Source organism: Sphingomonas mangrovi, from assembly GCF_047975845.1.
Taxonomy (GTDB): Bacteria; Pseudomonadota; Alphaproteobacteria; order Sphingomonadales; family Sphingomonadaceae; genus Sphingomonas.
Window position 1 is genome coordinate 30,040 of the sequence record NZ_JBIUCZ010000013.1, and the last position, 18,035, is coordinate 48,074.

The window sequence follows — 18,035 nt, forward strand, 5'->3', positions numbered from 1 at the left end:
CCATGACCACCACGCCCCGCCCCCGCGCGATCCGCCAGGCCCGCGCCGCCGCGCGCCTCGCCGCCGTCCAGGCGCTCTACCAGCACGAGATGGAGGGCACCCCGATCCCGGCGCTGCTCCACGAGTTCCACCAGCACCGGCTGGGCGCGACGATCGAGGGCGTCGAATATGCCGAGGCCGACATCGCCTTCTTCGACGACCTCGTCCGCGGCGTCGACGCGCGGCGCGAGGAGATCGACCGCGCCGTTGCCGCCAGGCTTTCCGAAGGCTGGTCGCTCGACCGGCTCGACAAGCCGATGCGCCAGATCCTGCGCGCCGGCACCTACGAGCTGATCGCGCGCGTCGACGTCCCCGCCGCCGCCGTCATCAGCGAATATGTCGACGTCGCCGACGCCTTCTACGACCGGCGCGAGAAGGGCTTCGTCAACGGGCTGCTCGACGCGGTCGCCAAGACCGTGCGCGGCGGTTCGTCCGCAGCCGACGCACCGGCCGCACCGCCGAGGGCGTGACGCGCCGCCCCGCTTGGGGCAGAGCGGGGCGATGACCGAGGCCGATTTCCTCGCGGCGCTGCGCGCGCTCCCGCTCCATCCCGCCGCACGGCTGCTGGCCGACGACGCCGCGGTGATGCCCGCCGGCACCGTGCCGGCGACCGTGCTGACCACCGACCTGCTGGTCGAGGGCGTCCACTTCCTGCCCGACGACCCCGCCGGCGACGTCGCGTGGAAGCTGCTCGCCACCAACCTCTCCGACCTCGCCGCCAAGGGGGCCGCGCCGGCAGGCGTCCTGCTCGGCTATCCGCTCGGCGACGACGGCTGGGATCGCGCCTTCCTCGCCGGGCTGGGCGTCGCGCTCGACCGCTTCGGCTGCTGCCTGCTGGGCGGCGACACGGTGCGCCAGCCGGCCGGCGCGCCGCGCTTCCTGTCGCTGACCGCACTCGGCCACAGCGCCGTCGCCCCCGCCCGCGACGGTGCGCAGGTCGGCGACGCGCTGTGGGTGACCGGCACGATCGGCGATGCCGGCGCCGGCCTTGCCATCGCCCGTGGCGACGAGGGACCGGACGCGCTGCTCGACCGCTATCGCCGCCCCACCCCGCGGCTTGCCGAAGGCCGCGCGCTCGCGCCGGTGGTGCATGCGATGATGGACGTGTCCGACGGGCTGCTGCTCGACGCCGCGCGCATGGCCGCGGCGAGCGGGATCGGCGTCGCGATCGACCTCGCCGACGTGCCGCTCTCCGCCGAACTGCGCCGCCACGACGGCGACAGCCACGCGGCCCGGCTCGCCGCCGCCACCGCCGGCGACGACTACGAACTGCTGTTCGCATTGCCGACCGGCACCGCCCCGCCGGTGGCCGCGACATGCGTCGGGCGGTTCGTGGCGACACCCGGCTTAGCGCTTGCCGACGACGGCGCGCCCGTGCCGCTGCCCGCGCGGCTCGGCTTCGAGCATCACGGCCGCTGAGCGTCCGCGCGGGCTTGTGCTGCCCGCGCATCAGCATATGGTCGCGGCCGAGGGTTAGACCCGACACCAGACAGCCGGGCGGCCTTCTGACAAGGAGGGGCGTATGACGATCGTCTATGTTGCCATGCTCTGCGGCGTGCTCGCCGTACTCTACGGTCTGTTCACCGGCAGCCAGGTGCTGCGCGCGTCGCCCGGCGATGTCCGCATGCAGGCGATCGCCGCCGCCATCCAGGAAGGCGCCGGCGCCTATCTCGGCCGCCAGTATCGTGCGGTGGCGCTGGTCGGCGTGGTCGTCGCGGTGCTGCTCGTCCCCACGCTGGGGCTGCTGTCGGCGGGCGGCTTCGTGCTCGGCGCGCTGCTGTCGGGTGCGGCAGGGTATGTCGGCATGACGATCTCGGTCCGCGCCAACGTCCGCACCGCGGAAGCCGCGCGCCGCTCGCTGCAGGGCGGGCTCACCCTCGCCTTCCGTTCGGGCGCGATCACCGGGATGCTGGTCGCCGGGCTCGGCCTGCTCGCGATCGCCGGGGTGTTCTGGTACCTCGTCGCGGTCGCCGGCCACGCCCCCAACGATCGCGAGGTGGTCGAGGCGCTCACCGCGCTGGCGTTCGGCGCGTCGCTGATCTCGATTTTCGCGCGGCTGGGCGGCGGCATCTTCACCAAGGCGGCCGATGTCGGCGCCGACCTGGTCGGCAAGGTCGAGGCCGGCATCCCGGAAGACGATCCCCGCAACCCGGCGGTGATCGCCGACAACGTCGGCGACAACGTCGGCGACTGCGCGGGCATGGCCGCCGACCTGTTCGAGACCTATGTCGTCACCCTCGGCCTGACGATGGTGTCGATCGCGCTGCTGGTGCAGGCGTCCTCGGCCGAGCTGCTCGCGCTGATGGCGCTGCCGCTGGCGGTGGGCGGCGTGTGCATCCTCGCCTCGATCGCCGGCACCTACATGGTCCGGCTCGGCCGCGGCGAGTCGATCATGGGCGCACTCTACAAGGGGTTCTGGACGACGGTGCTCCTCGCGGTGCCGCTGATCTACGGCGCCTGTCGCTGGACGCTGGGCGACCTGAACACGGTGATCGGCGGCGCCGGCTTCCTCGACCCCGCCGACGACGCGCTGACGGTCGAGGCGGCGCTGGGCAGCGCGGCGACGCCCGGCACCCACTTCACCGGCATGGACCTGTTCTGGTGCATGATGATCGGGCTGGGCGTCACCGCGCTCCTGGTGTGGATCACCGAATATTACACCGGCACCCGCTATCGTCCGGTGCGCTCGATCGCCCGCGCCTCGGCGACCGGCCACGGCACCAACGTCATCCAGGGGCTGGCGATCGGGCTGGAATCCACCGCGCTGCCGACGCTGGTGATCGTCGTCGCGGTGGTCGCCTCCTACCAGCTCGCCGGGATCATCGGCGTCGCCTTCGCCGCGACCGCGCTGCTGGCGCTCGCCGGCATGGTCGTCGCGCTCGACGCCTATGGCCCCGTCACCGACAATGCAGGCGGCATCGCCGAGATGGCCGGGCTGTCCGACGACGTCCGCCAGCGCACCGATGCGCTCGACGCGGTCGGCAACACCACCAAGGCGGTGACCAAGGGCTATGCGATCGGCTCGGCCGCGCTGGCCGCCCTCGTGCTGTTCGGCGCCTACACCACCGACCTCAACCGCTTCTTCCCCGATCTTGCGGTCGATTTCTCGCTGTCCAACCCCTACGTCATCGTCGGGCTGCTGCTCGGCGCGTTGCTCCCCTATCTGTTCGGCGCGTTCGGCATGACCGCCGTCGGCCGCGCGGCGGGATCGGTGGTGGAGGACGTCCGCCGCCAGTTCCGCGACGATCCGGGCATCATGGCCGGCACCAGCCGCCCCAACTACGCCCACACCGTCGACATCGTCACCCGCGCCGCGATCCGCGAGATGATCGTCCCCTCGCTGCTGCCGGTATTGTCGCCGATCGTCGTCTACTTCCTGGTCGCCGCGGTCGCAGGCCAGGCGCAGGGCTTCGCGGCACTCGGCGCGATGCTGCTCGGCGTGATCGTCTCCGGACTGTTCGTCGCCATCTCGATGACGTCGGGCGGCGGCGCCTGGGACAATGCCAAGAAATACATCGAGGACGGAAACTATGGCGGCAAGGGTTCGGAGGCGCACATGGCCGCTGTCACCGGCGACACCGTCGGCGATCCGTACAAGGACACCGCCGGTCCCGCGGTCAATCCGATGATCAAGATCACCAACATCGTCGCGCTGCTGCTGCTCTCGGCCCTCGCCGGGGCGTGATCGACCCGCCCGAAGTCCCGCATGCGTGGACTTCGGGCAACATCCTCCCCATATCCGCGCCTGCCGGCGTGCGGCGGTCCGTGTCGGAACCGCGCCCGGCTTTCCTTTTTGCGGCGCCGGGAGTAAGGCACCGCGACTTTTCAGCCCTGCGAGGATTTTTTGGCTAAAGAAGAACTTCTGGAAATGCGCGGTCAGGTGGTGGAGCTTCTGCCCAACGCCATGTTCCGCGTCCGGCTCGAGAACGACCACGAGATCCTCGGCCACACCGCGGGCAAGATGCGCAAGAACCGCATCCGCGTGCTGGTCGGCGACGAGGTGCTCGTCGAGCTGACTCCGTACGACCTCACCAAGGGCCGCATCACCTACCGCTTCAAGTGAGCGGGGCTGCGCAGACGCTGCGCCTGGTGCTGGCGTCCAGTTCGCCGCGCCGGCAGGACCTGCTTGCCCGTATCGGCGCGTCGCCCGACCGGCTCGCCGCCCCCGACATCGACGAGACGCCGCGCAAGGACGAAAGCCCGCGCGCCTATGTCGTCCGGCTCGCCCGTGAAAAGGCGCTCGCCGTGTCGCGCGAAGCGGGCGAGATCGTGCTCGCCGGCGACACCACCGTCGCGGTCGGCCGCCGCATCCTCGGCAAGCCGGAGGACGAGGCCGATCTGCGCCGCATGCTCGCGCTGCTCTCCGGCCGTCGCCACCACTGCTATTCGGGCGTCTGCGTCGTCGATGGCGAAGGACGCGCTCGCGTCCGCCACTCCGACACCGTCGTCGCCTTCAAGCGGCTGAGCGACGCCGAGATCGACCGCTACGTGGCCTCCGGTGAGGGCATGGGCAAGGCCGGCGGCTACGCCATCCAGGGCCTGGCCGAGGCGTTTGTCCGTCACCTCTCTGGCAGCCATTCGGGCGTCGTCGGCCTGCCCGTGTTCGAGACGCGCGCGCTGCTGGAAGCCAGCGGCTACCGCTTCGCCTGAGCCATGCCGCGCTGGATCGTCGAGCGCGGGATCGGCGAGACCCGCGCCGCGCTGGTCGACGGCGACACCATCCTCGAAGCCTGCATCGAGCCCGACGACGGCCTGCGCGCCGGCACCGTGCTCGCCGCGCGGCTCGTCAAGCGCCTGCCCCAGCGCAACGAGGGGATCGTCGCCTGGGACGGCGGCGAGGCGATGCTCGCCCCCCTGCCCCGCGCGCTGCCCGAGGGCGGCACGCTGCTGGTCGAGATCACCCGCCCGTCGCTTCCCGAGCCCGGCAAGCCCAAGCGCGCCCGCGCCCGCCCCGCCGCCGACGGCGCGGTGCCCGGCAACGGCCCCGACCTGCTCGCCCGCCTGCCCGATGCGACGCTGCTCGGCCGCTTCCACGCCGATTTACTGGAGGCGGTCGGCTGGTCGATGCTGCTCGAGGAGGCGGTCACCGGCCAAGTCACGTTCGCGCAAGGCGCGCTCACCCTGTCGCTCACCCCGGCGATGACGCTGATCGACGTCGACGGCGAGCTTGCCCCGGCCACGCTCGCGGTCGCCGGCGCCGCTGCGGCGGCGCGCGCGGTGCGGCGCCTCGACATGGGGGGCTCGATCGGCATCGACCTGCCCGACGCGGGAGACAAGGGCGCGCGCCAGGCCGCCGCCGCCGCGATCGACGCGGCGCTGCCCCAGCCGTTCGAGCGCACCGCGGTCAACGGCTTCGGCTTCGTCCAGATCGTCCGCCGCCGCGCCCGCGTCTCAATCCCCGAGCTCTACGCGCACGATCCCGTCGCGGCGCACGCGCGCGCGCTGCTGCGCCGCGCCGAGCGCACCGGCGGCGCCGGCGAGCGTACGCTGACCGCCCACCCCGCCCTGGTCGCCTGGCTCGCCGATCGTCCCGGCTGGCTCGCCGAGCTCGAACAGCGCGTCGGCGCGCCCGTCGCCTTGCGGGCGGAACCCGGCCTCGCCATATCCGCCGGCCATGTCCAAGCGCGCTTCCCGTAACCTCTGCCCGCTGTGCGATGCCCCCGCCGTCGCCGCGCACGCTCCCTTCTGCAGCCAGGGCTGCCGCGACCGCGACCTGCTCGCCTGGCTCGGCGAAGGCTATCGCCTCCCCGGTCCGCACGCGTCCGACACACAAATTTCGCGGGACGGGCTGGACAGCGGGGAAAGTGCCGACTAACAGGCGCGCTCCGACCGGTTCCGGACGGAATGCCCAGGTAGCTCAGTTGGTAGAGCATGCGACTGAAAATCGCAGTGTCGGCGGTTCGATCCCGTCCCTGGGCACCATCTCACAACACTCCGACAAATCGCTGATCAGTCGCCGGCCCCGGCTGGTGCATTGCGTATCCGCGCCCGACTGACGGAGTGGCGTGCACGTCGTGCTAACGGTGCGACGGCCGGCATGTTGCCCGCCGGCCACAGTCCGGCTTCTCCACCAAAAATTGCATCGCGCCACTTGCGTAACGGCGGCAGTCGGCGCTGTAATGTCTGAACAATACGAGTGGAGAAAATCCGCCGTGTTCGACAGGGACTTAGGGGAGGATGCAATGAATCACGCAAGGCGCCTGTGCGTCACCACGTCTGCGTTCGCACTGCTCATGGGCGGGACCAGCGCCTGGGCGCAGGACGTGCAGGTTCCGCCGGCAGGCGAAACCGTCGAGACCGGCACACCTGCCGCCGATCAGGCGACCATCGCCGAGCCGACGCAGGGCGATGGGGACGCGATCGTCGTCACCGGACTGCGCCGCAGCCTGGCGACCGCCGCCGCGATCAAGCGCAACTCCGAAGGCATCGTCGATGCTATCGTGGCCGAGGATATCGGCAAGCTGCCCGACACCTTTGCGTCTTCCGCCCTGCAGCGCGTCGCGGGCGTGAACGTCACCCGCGGCGGCGGCGAGGCCGCCGGCGTTACCGTTCGCGGCTTGCCCAACCTCACCACCACGTACAACGGCCGTCAGATCTTCACGGCAGAGGGCCGGTACGTCGCCATCCAGGACTTCCCCGCCGGAACGGTCGCGGCGCTGGAGGTATACAAGTCGGGCCTCGCCCCCCAGATCGAAGGCGGCATCGCCGGCGCGATCAACGTACGCGGACGCAAGCCGTTCGATTTCAAGGGGTTCGAGCTGTCCGGCTCGCTTAACGGCGTGCTGTCGCAGCAGTCCGAAAACATCGTCCCCAACGGCAACCTGTTGATCAGCAATCGCTGGGACACCGGCATCGGCGAGATGGGCGTGCTGGTGAACGCCTCCTATGTGGGCATCAACTTCCTCGATTCGACGCGCGAGCAGTCGCTGGTCATCGCCTCCACCAACGTCACCAATCCGGACGGCACCATCTCGAACCGGGCACCGGGTGCGCCTGCCGGCCTCCGCTTCCCCGACGCGCAGGGCAACTTCCTGGGCTATGGCGACCGTTATCGCCCATCCGCCAATGCCGCCTTCCAGTGGAAGCCGACGTCGGAGCTCGAAATCTACGCCGACGGGCTGTACCAGGGCTACCGCTCCAAGGACTATAACCGCTGGATGTTCATCCCCATCTTCGGGGATCTTACGCTCACGAACGTCGAAACGATCCCCGGCACCAACCAGGTCGGGCGTGCGACGGTGACGGGCGCATCGCGACCGGACGGCTATACCGGCTCGTTCAACGGCAAGACCGATACCTATCAGGCCGGCGCCGGCGCGATCTGGACGAAGGACCGGCTGCGCCTGTCCGCCGACGTTGCCTATACCGACAGCCAGTACAGCACGAGCGTCATCAACGTCGACTATGCGATGGCGAGCTCGCCGGTTCGCGACGTGCAGTTCGAGGCGGGCTCCAACGGCGGGCCGACCCAGACCTTCGTCGATTTCGACATCACCGATCCGGCCAACTACATCAGCCGCGGCCTGTGGCAGGAGCGTCTGGTCGTGTCCGGCAAGGACTGGCAGACGCGCGCCGACCTGTCCTACGATCTCGACCTCGGCTTTCTGAAGCGGGTGGACGTCGGCGTCCGCTACTCCAACCGCAAGGCCGGGCGCGACCTCGGAAATCTCTACATCAACAACGAGCCCGCTAGGGTCCCGCTGAACTCGCTGCCGGGGCTGGACATCCGGACGATGCTTCCGGGCTTCACCTATGACCGGGTGCAGCCGAACGTCTTCTTCGCCGCGCCCACGCGCGACAGCATCCGCGCCTCGATCGTCGACCTGCGCAGCTTCTTTGGTGCACCCGAAGGGGTGCCGGCCTTCAACCCGGCCGAAAACTTCCGCGCGAACGAGAAATCCTACGCCGCCTACGCCCAGGTGAAATACGGCTTCGACCTCGGCTCGACCGTCATCGACGGCGTCGTGGGCCTGCGAGCCGTGAAGACCAAGACGAAGATCGACGGATTCTCGCGGGTCGTGGAGGGCCTCAATCCGGACAATAGCGAGATCATCTCGTACCCCGCTATCAGCGCGGGCAACGAGTATACCGACTATCTGCCCAACGCGAGCGCCCGCGTCGGCCTGACGGACGAGCTGCAGCTTCGTCTCGCCTATACCCAGACCCGCACCCAGCCGAACTTCTTCGATCTCCGTCCCAACCTGTCGCTGGGGCAGCCGGTCGTGCTCGCGCCCGATGATCTCTGCCGCCAAGATCCCACGACGGCGACCTGCGTCGAGCGCCTGCGCCGCGGCGGATCGGCGGGCAACCCGAACCTGAAGCCGCTGACCTCGGACAATTACGACGCCAGCCTGGAATATTATTTCTCGCGCACCGGATCGTTCACCGCGGCGATCTTCCGCCACGATGCCGAAGGCTTCCTGGCGACGGTCGACGATCGCTCGGTCGACGGCCTGCGCATCGCGCGTCCGGTCAACCTCGGCAAGACGCGGCTGCAGGGGGCGGAAGTCACCTTCACCAGCTTCCTCGACTTCGAAGGGCTGCCGGACTGGGCCAAGGGTTTCGGCGTCCAGGCCAACGGCACCTACATCGATGCCAAGGGCGATCTCCTGCCGAACTTCGCCGCCACGCGGGATGATAATCAGGCGGCGTTCCCTGGCGTATCGCGCTGGGCCTACAATCTGGTCGGCCTCTACGAGCGCAAGCAGTTTTCCGCACGCCTCGCCTACAACTACCGCTCCAAGTTCGTCTCCTACTACAGCATCGAGCCGTTGGACCCGACGGTGCATGCCGTCATGGAGCGCGGCCGTGGACAGCTGGACTTCTCGTCTTCGGTTACCCCGATCGAGAATGTCACCATTGCCTTCGACATCATCAACCTGCTCGGAAACCCGATCCGGCGCACCCGCGAATACAACGACGTAGGCGACGCCTACACGCGCCAGGTCTTCTACCTGGAGCGCGCCTATTCGCTCGGGATCCGCTTCCGCTTCTGAGCGGCGCCCTTATCAACCACCGAGACAAGCGGGGGGCGTGGTTCATCGAACCGCGCCCCCCGCGCGTTCGGGACGGCCAATCGTCGCTCCGCCGAGCACAGAGCTCGGGGTGTGCCATCATGGGCGGCAGGAAACCCACGAGCATGCCATCCGCCTCTACACCGAATATTCGGCCCTTTTCCGATCGTTAGGCCTGCAGCGCGTTTGTTTTGCCGCAAGAACCGGTAAGGTGGGTCGGATGTATGGGAACAGACTGACCTGGATGGCGCTGATCGCCCTCCTCATGCTGTCGGCATGCGGCACGGAGCAGGAGCCGGAGGCTGCCGAGCCGCCGGTCCGCGTGGTCGCGCAAAAGCTCGACATGCTGAGCGAGCGTGCCCGGCTCGAGGCGGTCGGCTCTGCCCGGGCGATCGTCTCGGCCCAGCTCTATCCCGAAGCGGCCGGGCTGGTCTCCGCGGTCGAGTTCACGGCCGGGGAACGCGTGGCCAAGGGCGCCCCGCTGGTGCGGCTGGACGATCGGCGCGAGCGACTGGCGGTCCGCCTGGCGCAGGTTTCGGTGGCGGAGGCGGAGCAGTTGCTCGGCCGCTATCACCGGATCGAGGATACCGGCGCCCTGTCCGCCAGCCAGATCGAGGCGGGCGAGACGGCGCTCCAGTCCGCGCGCATCGAACTGGAGCAGGCGCAGGTGGCGCTTGCCGACCGCACGGTGCGGGCGCCGTTCGCCGGCCACATGGGCATTCCGCAGATCGACCGCGGCGACCGCATCACCCCGACGACGCTGATCGGCACGATCGACGATCGTTCCAGCCTGTTCGTCGACTTTCCTGCGCCGGAGGCCGTGTTCGATCGGCTCGATCGCGGCGCCACCGTCGAGCTGGTGCCCTATGCCGATCCTAGTCGGACGATCGAGGCGCGCGTGCAGGCGGTCGACAGTTCGGTGGCGGAGGAAACCCGCAACTTCACCGTCCGCAGCGTGATCGCCAATCCCGACGACGCCTTCCGCCCCGGAATGAGCTTCCGCGCCAACTTCGCCGCCGCCGGGCGATCTCGCCCCGCGGTGCCCGAGAGCGCAGTCGTATGGGGCAGCGACGGATCCTATCTGTGGACGATCCGCGATGGCGTGGCGCGGCAGGTGCCGGTCACCATCGCCGCCCGGCGCGAGGGCATGGTGCTGGTGTCGGGCGCGCTGCGTCCCGACGAACGCATCATCGTCGAAGGCACGCAGAAGGTGCGCCAGGGACAACAGGTCCAAGTGGTAGCCCCCGCCCGGCCGGAGCCGCAGCGCGCCACCGTCCGCCAGCCCGCGCCGACACGCGCGACGCCGTGAAGCAGCGCGACGATCTGGCGATGGTGGCGGTCAAACGACCGCTGCTGATCTCGGTGCTCAACCTGCTGATCGTCGTCGCGGGGCTGGCGGCGCTGTTCGGCGTGGAGATCCGCGAGTTGCCGAACATCGACCGCCCGGTGGTGTCGGTCAACGCGAACTATCCCGGCGCGTCGCCCCAGACCATCGATTCCGAAGTGACGAGCGTGCTGGAGGATGCCGCCGCCCGCGTCAGCGGCGTGCGTCGCATCCGGTCGTCGAGCGAGGAGAACAACAGCCGGGTGCGGGTCGAGTTTGCGCCCGGCGTCGACCTCGACACCGCCGCCTCCGACGTGCGTGAGGCGGTGAGCCGCGTCACAGGCAACCTGCCCGATCGCGTCGAGCAGGTGCGCGTGGTCAAGGCCGACGAGGACGCCCAGGCCATCCTCCAGCTTGCCGTCTCCAGCCGGCGCTACGATCAGGCCGAGCTGACCACGCTGATCGACAACGACATCCTGCCCGAACTGCTCTCGGCAGAGGGGGTCGCGAGCATCAGCCAGTTCGGCGCGCGACCGCAGCAGATGCGCGTCGCCGTCGATCCGGCGCGTCTCAACCGCTTCGGCCTGACGGTCGGCGATGTCGCCGACGCGCTGCGGCAGGCGCCGTTCGACGTGCCCGCCGGCAACTTCCGCTCGGAGGCGCAGGAACTGGTCGTGCGCGCCCAGGCCACCGCCGCCACACCAGCGCTGGTCCGCGACCTCATCGTGCGCGGCACCACCCACATCAGCGACGTCGCGGAGGTCTACCTCGCGCCGGCAGATGCGACCAGCTTCGTCCGGCTGAACGGACGGCCGATCATCGGCCTGGGCGTCATCCGCCAGGCCGGCTCCAACACCATCCAGATCTCGGACGCGATCGCAGCGGCGGTGGAGCGGGTGAACCGCCGCTTCCCCGACGTGTCGATGACCGTCATCTCCGACGATGCCGAGTTCATCCGCGTGTCGGTGGAGGAGGTGCTGATCACGCTGGGCTTCACCATCCTGGTGGTGATCGGCACGATCCTGCTGTTCTTCCGCTCGTGGCGCGCCACGATCATCCCGGCCACCACCATCCCCATCGCGCTCACCGGTGTGTTCGCGGGAATCTGGCTGGCGGGCTTCTCGATCAACCTGCTGACGCTCCTGGCGCTGGTGCTCGCCACCGGGCTGATCGTCGACGACGCGATCGTCGTGCTGGAGAATGCACAGCGGCTGCAGAACGAGGGCCTGGGGCGCAAGGCGGCGGCGGTGCTGGGCACGCGCCAGGTGTTCTTCGCGGTGATCGCGACGACGGCGGTGCTGATCTCGGTCTTCGTCCCGATCTCGTTCCTGTCTTCCGAAGTGGGGCGTCTGTTCCGCGAATTCGGCTTCGTCCTGGCGCTCTCGGTCGCGATCTCGGCCTTCGTCGCCCTGTCGCTGGTGCCGGCGCTGTCGGCCAAGCTGCACCTCGCGACCGCCACCCCCGTCGAAGACGCGGGCGAGGAAGCGTCCGAGGGGCGGCTGGCCCGGTTCGGCCAGTCGCTGAACGACCGCTATGCCAAGGGCATGCGCTGGTCGCTCGACCATCCGCGGCTGGTCGTTCTCGCCTCCGTCGTCGCGGCCGTCGCCGCGGGGCTGCTGTACCCGAGCCTGCGCAACGAGGTGGTGCCCGAGGGCGACCGCGGCGTGGCGGAGGTCTATGCCGTCGGCCCCGACGGCGTCGGCATCGCCTTCATGGACCGGCAGCTCGACGCGGTCGAGCGAGTGCTGGCGCCGCTGGAACGCTCCGGCGAGATCCAGTCCACCTTCTCCGTCGTCGGCCAGTGGGACCCCAACCGCGTCCAGGTGACCGCGCGGCTCGCCGACTGGGGAGAGCGCGAGCGGACGCAGAGCGAGATCGTCGACGCGCTTCGCGAGCCGCTCGGCCGCATCCCCGGCTCGCGTGCCGGCGCCTATGGCCGCGGCACGCTCAACGTGGGCGGCGGTGGCGGCGACCGGATCGAGGTGGCGCTGACCGGCACCGACTATGACGAGATCTACGCGCGCGCCCGCAAGCTGGCCGACGCGATCGATCGATCGGACATGCTGGAGAACCCCGACATCTCGTACAAGCCTACCCAGCCGCAGATCGCCTTGCAGGTCGACCGTCGCCGCGCCGCCGCGCTGGGCGTGGACCTCGAACAGCTCTCGCTGACCCTGCGCGCGATGGTGGGCGGCGAGGAGGTGGTCGACCTCAACGTCGCCGACCGCGCACTGCCGATCCTGCTCACCTCGCGCACCACCGCGATCACTAGCCCGTCGGACCTCAGCAACCTCTATGTGCGCACGACCGCAGGCGCGCTGGTGCCGCTGTCCACCATCACCTCGATCCGCGAGGAAGGCGTGGCAACCGAGCTGGAACGCGTCGCCCAGCGCCGCGCCATCGAACTGAGCGCCGACATCACCTCGGGCACGATCGGCGAGGCGGTGACGGAGATCCGCCGCCTGGTCGACGAGACGGGCGGCGACACGTCGGAGCTGATCCTGCGCGGGGAGGCGGAGACGCTGGAGGAGACCTCCAACGCGCTGCTCCTCACCTTCGCCTTCGCGCTGTTCATCGTCTTCCTGGTGCTGATCGCCCAGTTCGAGAGCTTCACCAGCGCGCTGGTCGTGCTGCTCACCGTGCCGTTCGCCCTGGCGGCGGCGGTGCTGTCGCTGTTCCTGTCGGGCATCTCGCTCAACATCTATTCGCAGATCGGCCTCGTCATGCTGATCGGGCTGATGGCGAAGAACGGCATTCTGATCGTCGAGTTCGCCGACCAGTTGCGCAACGAGGGCAAGTCGGTGCGCGAGGCGACCGAGGAAGCCGCCACCCTGCGCCTCCGGCCGATCATGATGACGCTGATCTCGACCGTGGTCGGCGCGGTGCCGCTGATCCTCGCCACCGGCGCAGGCGCGGAGGCGCGCGAGTCGATCGGCTGGGTGATCTTCGGCGGCCTCGGCCTCGCCAGCCTGTTCACGCTGTTCCTGACGCCGGTGCTCTATTCGGTGATCGCGCATTGGGGGAAACCGCGCACCGCCGACCTGTCGCGGCTGAACCGCGAGCTGGACGCCGCGGCCGAGGCCGAGCCGGCGTGAGCGGTCGATCGATCCTGCGGCCTTCGCTCGCCCTGCTGGCGTCCGCCGCGCTGCTCGCCGGCTGCGCGGCCGGACCGGACTATGCGCCGCCGGGTGCGGTTCCCGCGCTGGCGCCGGCCTATCTCACCGACTACCGCCCGCCCGTCGGCGGCACGGACGTCTGGTGGGAGGGCTTCGGCGATCCCGAACTGAACGCCGCCGTCGAGCGGGCGCTGGCCGGCAATCTGACGCTCAGCGCCGCGCGGGACCGGCTGGCGGCCGCGCGTGCGGCGGTGCTGGCCGAGAGGTCCGACCGCCGTCCCGCGCTCGACCTGCAGGGCGGCCTGGAGGCGAGCGGCGACACCGGCGGCGGCTCCGTGCTCGGCGGTACCGGAAGCGGCGGCGTCCTGTTCAACCCGGACCTCAACGGCCGCCTGTCGCGGGAGATCGCGGCAGCGGCGGCGCGCGCGCGGGCGAGCGACTATGTGGTCGCCGATACGCGCCGGCTGGTGGCGGCGACGGTGGCGCAGCAGGTCATCGAGATTCGCCGCTCGGAAGCGCGCCTCGCCCTGCTGGAAGAGTCGACCGATCTTCAGGAGCGTACGTTGCGCATCGTCGAGCTGCGCTTCGAGGCGGGCTTGTCGGCGAACCTGGACGTGCGTCGCGCCGCCGCCGATCTGGCGCAGACGGAGGCGCAGCGCGGCGTCCTGCTGCTCCAGCGCGCGCAGGCGGTTCGCGCCCTGTCGGTGCTGCTCGGCGAGACGCCGCAGCCGCTACCAGAAGTGGCGGACAAGCCCGTCATCCCGCGCTTCGCCGGTGGCGCACCGACCGGGATTCCCGCCGACCTGCTGCGCCGTCGCCCCGACATCCTCGTCGCCGAGGCCAACCTCGCGGAGGCCGCGGCGCTGGTCGGCGCGGAACAGGCGGACCTGCTGCCCGCCCTGGCCCTGTCGGGCACGCTGTCCGCCGGCGATCGCCTCGCCGCCGGGCTGATCGGCGACGTGTTCGGCGCGATCGGCGTGATCCTCGACGTGCCGATCCTCGACGGCGGACGACGGCGCGCCGAGATCGCAGCCGCGCGCGCAGAGGCGGACGCGCGTTTCCGCGAGTATCAGCAGACCGTCCTCGAAGCACTCCGCGACGTCGAGAACGCGCTCGTCGCGATCGCCAGCTACTCCGACCGCTCGGCGCGGCTGCGCGACGCCATCCGCCAGAGCGAGGCGGCCTTCGTCCAGTCCAACGCGCTGTACCGCGAGGGCCTGACCTCGCTGTTCGACGTGCTGGACGCCCAGCGGCAGCTGATCGGCAGCCGCCAGTCGCTGATCGACAGCGACGCCGCGATCGCCGCCTCCGTCATCGACCTGTACGCCGCGATCGGCGCACCGACCGATCGGATCTGATCGGCAGCAAACCCCGATCCCTGACCGCTGAGATTCCTTCCACGTGCCGACGCTCTCAGTCGCCCGCCAGCTCAGCGTCTAAACGGGAGTCATGATGGCGGTGGTATTGATCTGACAATTTGATTGCACCCTTTCACGATAGGCCGTAGCGTCTGCAAGCCGAATGGAAAGCCATCGGCGTAAAAGGGAGGGGAGCTTATGAAGCGGCAGCGTCTGTTTCTGACGACGTGTCTCGGCACCGGGACGATCCTGTTCACTGCACCGGCACAGGGTGCGGTCCAACCAACTTCGATAGCGGCATCCGCGCCGTTGCAAGAGGCAGACACCTCGCAGCGCGGATCGGATGAGAGCGACCCGCTAGCTCAACAGGCGCCGATGCCGACGACCGCGTCCGATCAGTCGGCAAGTCCGGTATTGCCAGCCGACGCCGAGCAGCAGGCCGGCGGCGCGGACGACGGCGAAATCGTCGTGACCGGCCTGCGCCGCAGTCTCGAGTCGGCAGCGTCGATCAAGCGCAATTCGGACGGCATCGTAGACGCCATCGTTGCCGAGGATATCGGCAAGCTTCCCGACACCTTCGCTTCGGCGGCCTTGGCGCGCGTCAGCGGCATCACGGTGACCCGCGGCGCAGGCGAAGCGACCGGCGTGCGCGTCCGGGGCCTTCCCGATCTCAGCACCACCTACAACGGGCGCGAGATTTTCACCGCCGAGGGCCGTTCGGTCGCGATTCAGGACTTTCCGGCCGGCAGCGTCGCCGCGCTGGAGGTCTACAAGTCTTCCACCGCCAACCTCATCGAAGGGGGGATCGGCGGCCAGGTGAACGTGCGCGGTCGTCGGCCGTTCGACTTCAAGGGCTTCCAGCTGTCGGGGTCGCTGAACGGCGTCGCCTGGGAACAGTCGGGTGGCACGACGTGGAACGGCAACATCCTGGTGAGCGATCGCTGGAAAACCGGCATCGGAGAGATGGGTCTGCTCGTCAACGTCTCCTATGTCGGGCTGAACTACCTCGATGCCACGCGGGAGCAGTCGGTTGTGCTGCCACGGTCGACGGCGGCGCAGACGCCGGGCCAGGCTGCTGGCTTGCGCTATCCGGATGCGCAGGGCATGTTCCTCGCCTACGCCGAACGCTGGCGGCCGTCCGCGAACGCCGCCTTTCAGTGGCGGCCGTCGAGCGATCTGGAAATCTACGCCGACGGGCTTTTCCAGGGCTATCGATCGCACAGCAACGATCGGTACATGTTCTTCCCGATCTTCGGCGCCGGTTTGCAGCTTACCGACGTGACGCTGCGCGAGGGCTCCACGAATCTCATCGAGAGCGCCACCGTCACCGGGGGCAGCGTGCCCAACGGCAACTGGCGTGCGGGCATGGGAAAGACCGACACCTACCAGGGGGGCGCCGGCTTCATCTGGAGCCCGGGAAGCTTCCGCCTCTCGGGTGACGTCGCCTACACCGACAGCACCTTCGAGGTTCAGGCCACGAACATCGATTTCGCGCTCGCGACCACGCCGGTTCGAAACGTCGTGTTCGGCACGTCGGACGGTGACGGACCGACCTGGAACCTGCCGAACTACGATCTGACCAACCCGGCGAACTACATCGACCGCGGCCTCTTCCAGGAGCGGCTGCTGGTCAGCGGGAAGGACATTCAGAGCCGGCTGGACGCCCAGTACGAGTTCGAGGAAGGGCTCATTCGCCGTCTGCAGCTAGGCATACGCTACAACGATCGCGACGCCAGCCGCGATCGCGGCGCGCCGTACATCAACTCGATCGGCGGCGTTCCTCTCACGACGCTGCGGATCCCGGTCACCGCGCTCCCGGTGCAGTTCTCCCCTTCGCCATCCGCCTTCGACTTCGACAACGTCTTTCCGATCCGCACCTTCGCCGGCCTGACCTACGACGCCATCCGCGACAATGTGGCGGAACTGCGTGCGTTCCACGGTGCGCCGGAAGGACTGCCGGCGTTCAGCCCGACGGAGAACTTCCGCGCCAACGAAAAGGCCTACGCGATCTACGCACAGGCCAAATACCAGATCGACCTCAACGACACGATGTCGATCGACGGCGTGGTCGGTCTGCGCGCGGTCCGCACCAAGACCAGGGTGAGCGGGTTCGATCGCGTGACGGCGGTTGCAGGGCAGCCGGCGGTGGATACCCCCGTGTCGGTAGCGCGCGAGTACGACGACTATCTGCCGAATGCCAGCGCGCGCATCCGCTTCACGCCCGAACTGCAGATGCGGCTTGCCTATACGCAGACGCGGACACGCCCCGGCTTCTTCGACCTCAACCCCGGGCTGACCGTCAATGCACCGCCTGTCGTCGACCCCAACAACCCGCCCAATCCCAACAACCCGAACAGCAATCTGCGCACCGCGACCGGCGGCAACCCGGACCTCGTCCCGCTGACGTCCAACAACTACGACATCGGCCTCGAATGGTATTTCTCGCGGTCCGGATCGCTGACAGGCTCGCTGTTCCGCCGCGACGCAAAGGGCTTCATCGCCCGCATCCCGACCAACATCGAGGATCCGACCTATGGCCTGATCCGGGTGACTCGGCCGGAGAACATCAGCGAAACCCGCTTCCAAGGTTTCGAGGTCGCGTTCACGAGCTTCCTCGACATCGAAGCACTGCCGACCTGGGCGCGGAGCTTCGGCGTCCAGGCCAACGTCACCTACCTGGACGCCTCCGGTCCCCTGGCGGGTTCGATCGCCGACTCCGTCAACGTCGCAGGCCAGAGCCTGCCGTTCGGCGGCACGTCGGACTGGATCTACAACCTGGTCGCGCTGTACGAACGTCCGACGTTCTCCGCGCGTCTCGCCTATAATTACCGGTCGGAGTTCGTCACCGGCTACTCGATCGAGGCTCAGGACACGAACGCGGCCGGTCAGGCGTTGACCAACGCCACGCTGGAGCGCGGTCGCGGAACGCTGGACATGTCCGCGACGGTGTCGCCGATCCCCAACGTGACCTTGGCGTTCGACGTCAACAACCTCCTGGCCAATCCCATCCGCCGCTATCGTCGCTTCGGCGACGCAGGCGACGAATATGCACGCCAGTTCATCTACAACGACCGCGTCTATTCGTTGGGCGTGCGCTTCCGGTTCTGACGACGGAAACGACCGGCCGGATCTCTCCGGCCGGTCGTCGACGCGCATGCGTGGCATCCATTCCGCCCTCCGTCCG

The 18,035-nt window shown here is 69.2% G+C and carries 12 protein-coding genes and 1 tRNA gene; all 13 read left to right on the top strand.

Annotated elements, in window-relative coordinates; all coding sequences use genetic code 11:
- Positions 1–2 precede the first annotated feature (2 nt).
- The 13 genes from nusB to ACBY01_RS08510 all read left to right on the top strand — a co-directional run bounded on the left by nusB (position 3) and on the right by ACBY01_RS08510 (position 17,959).
- Positions 3–509, top strand: coding sequence for a transcription antitermination factor NusB (gene nusB, locus ACBY01_RS08450; protein WP_416460365.1), 507 nt, complete (start codon positions 3–5; stop codon positions 507–509).
- A gap of 31 nt (positions 510–540) precedes the next feature.
- Positions 541–1,458, top strand: coding sequence for a thiamine-phosphate kinase (gene thiL / locus ACBY01_RS08455; protein ID WP_416460366.1), 918 nt, complete (start codon positions 541–543; stop codon positions 1,456–1,458).
- A 103-nt stretch (positions 1,459–1,561) separates the two neighbouring features.
- The gene (locus ACBY01_RS08460) at positions 1,562–3,724 is read left to right on the top strand and encodes a sodium-translocating pyrophosphatase (protein ID WP_416460367.1); all 2,163 of its coding nucleotides are present in this window, start codon (positions 1,562–1,564) and stop codon (positions 3,722–3,724) included.
- Positions 3,725–3,883: 159 nt separating this feature from the next.
- Positions 3,884–4,102, top strand: a complete 219-nt coding sequence (infA, locus tag ACBY01_RS08465; protein WP_003049127.1) for a translation initiation factor IF-1 — start codon at positions 3,884–3,886, stop codon at positions 4,100–4,102.
- Between the two features lie 17 nt (positions 4,103–4,119).
- Entirely contained in the window at positions 4,120–4,689 is a 570-nt protein-coding gene (locus ACBY01_RS08470) for a Maf family protein (protein WP_416460416.1), read from the top strand.
- A 3-nt stretch (positions 4,690–4,692) separates the two neighbouring features.
- Entirely contained in the window at positions 4,693–5,676 is a 984-nt protein-coding gene (locus tag ACBY01_RS08475) for a ribonuclease (protein ID WP_416460368.1), read from the top strand.
- Positions 5,654–5,854, top strand: a complete 201-nt coding sequence (locus ACBY01_RS08480; protein WP_416460369.1) for a DNA gyrase inhibitor YacG — start codon at positions 5,654–5,656, stop codon at positions 5,852–5,854. The genes ACBY01_RS08475 and ACBY01_RS08480 overlap by 23 nt, the downstream gene beginning before the upstream one ends.
- A 31-nt stretch (positions 5,855–5,885) precedes the next feature.
- Positions 5,886–5,961, top strand: a tRNA-Phe gene (locus ACBY01_RS08485).
- Positions 5,962–6,221: 260 nt separating this feature from the next.
- Positions 6,222–9,035, top strand: coding sequence for a TonB-dependent receptor (locus tag ACBY01_RS08490; protein WP_416460370.1), 2,814 nt, complete (start codon positions 6,222–6,224; stop codon positions 9,033–9,035).
- 262 nt (positions 9,036–9,297) lie between these two features.
- Entirely contained in the window at positions 9,298–10,362 is a 1,065-nt protein-coding gene (locus ACBY01_RS08495) for an efflux RND transporter periplasmic adaptor subunit (RefSeq protein WP_416460371.1), read from the top strand.
- Positions 10,359–13,472, top strand: a complete 3,114-nt coding sequence (locus ACBY01_RS08500) for an efflux RND transporter permease subunit (RefSeq protein ID WP_416460372.1) — start codon at positions 10,359–10,361, stop codon at positions 13,470–13,472. Before ACBY01_RS08495 ends, ACBY01_RS08500 begins: the two co-directional genes overlap by 4 nt.
- Entirely contained in the window at positions 13,469–14,851 is a 1,383-nt protein-coding gene (locus ACBY01_RS08505) for a TolC family protein (protein ID WP_416460373.1), read from the top strand. Before ACBY01_RS08500 ends, ACBY01_RS08505 begins: the two co-directional genes overlap by 4 nt.
- A gap of 375 nt (positions 14,852–15,226) precedes the next feature.
- A complete protein-coding gene (locus ACBY01_RS08510) occupies positions 15,227–17,959 on the top strand; it encodes a TonB-dependent receptor (protein WP_416460374.1) in 2,733 nt (910 codons plus the stop codon).
- Positions 17,960–18,035: the final 76 nt, after the last annotated feature.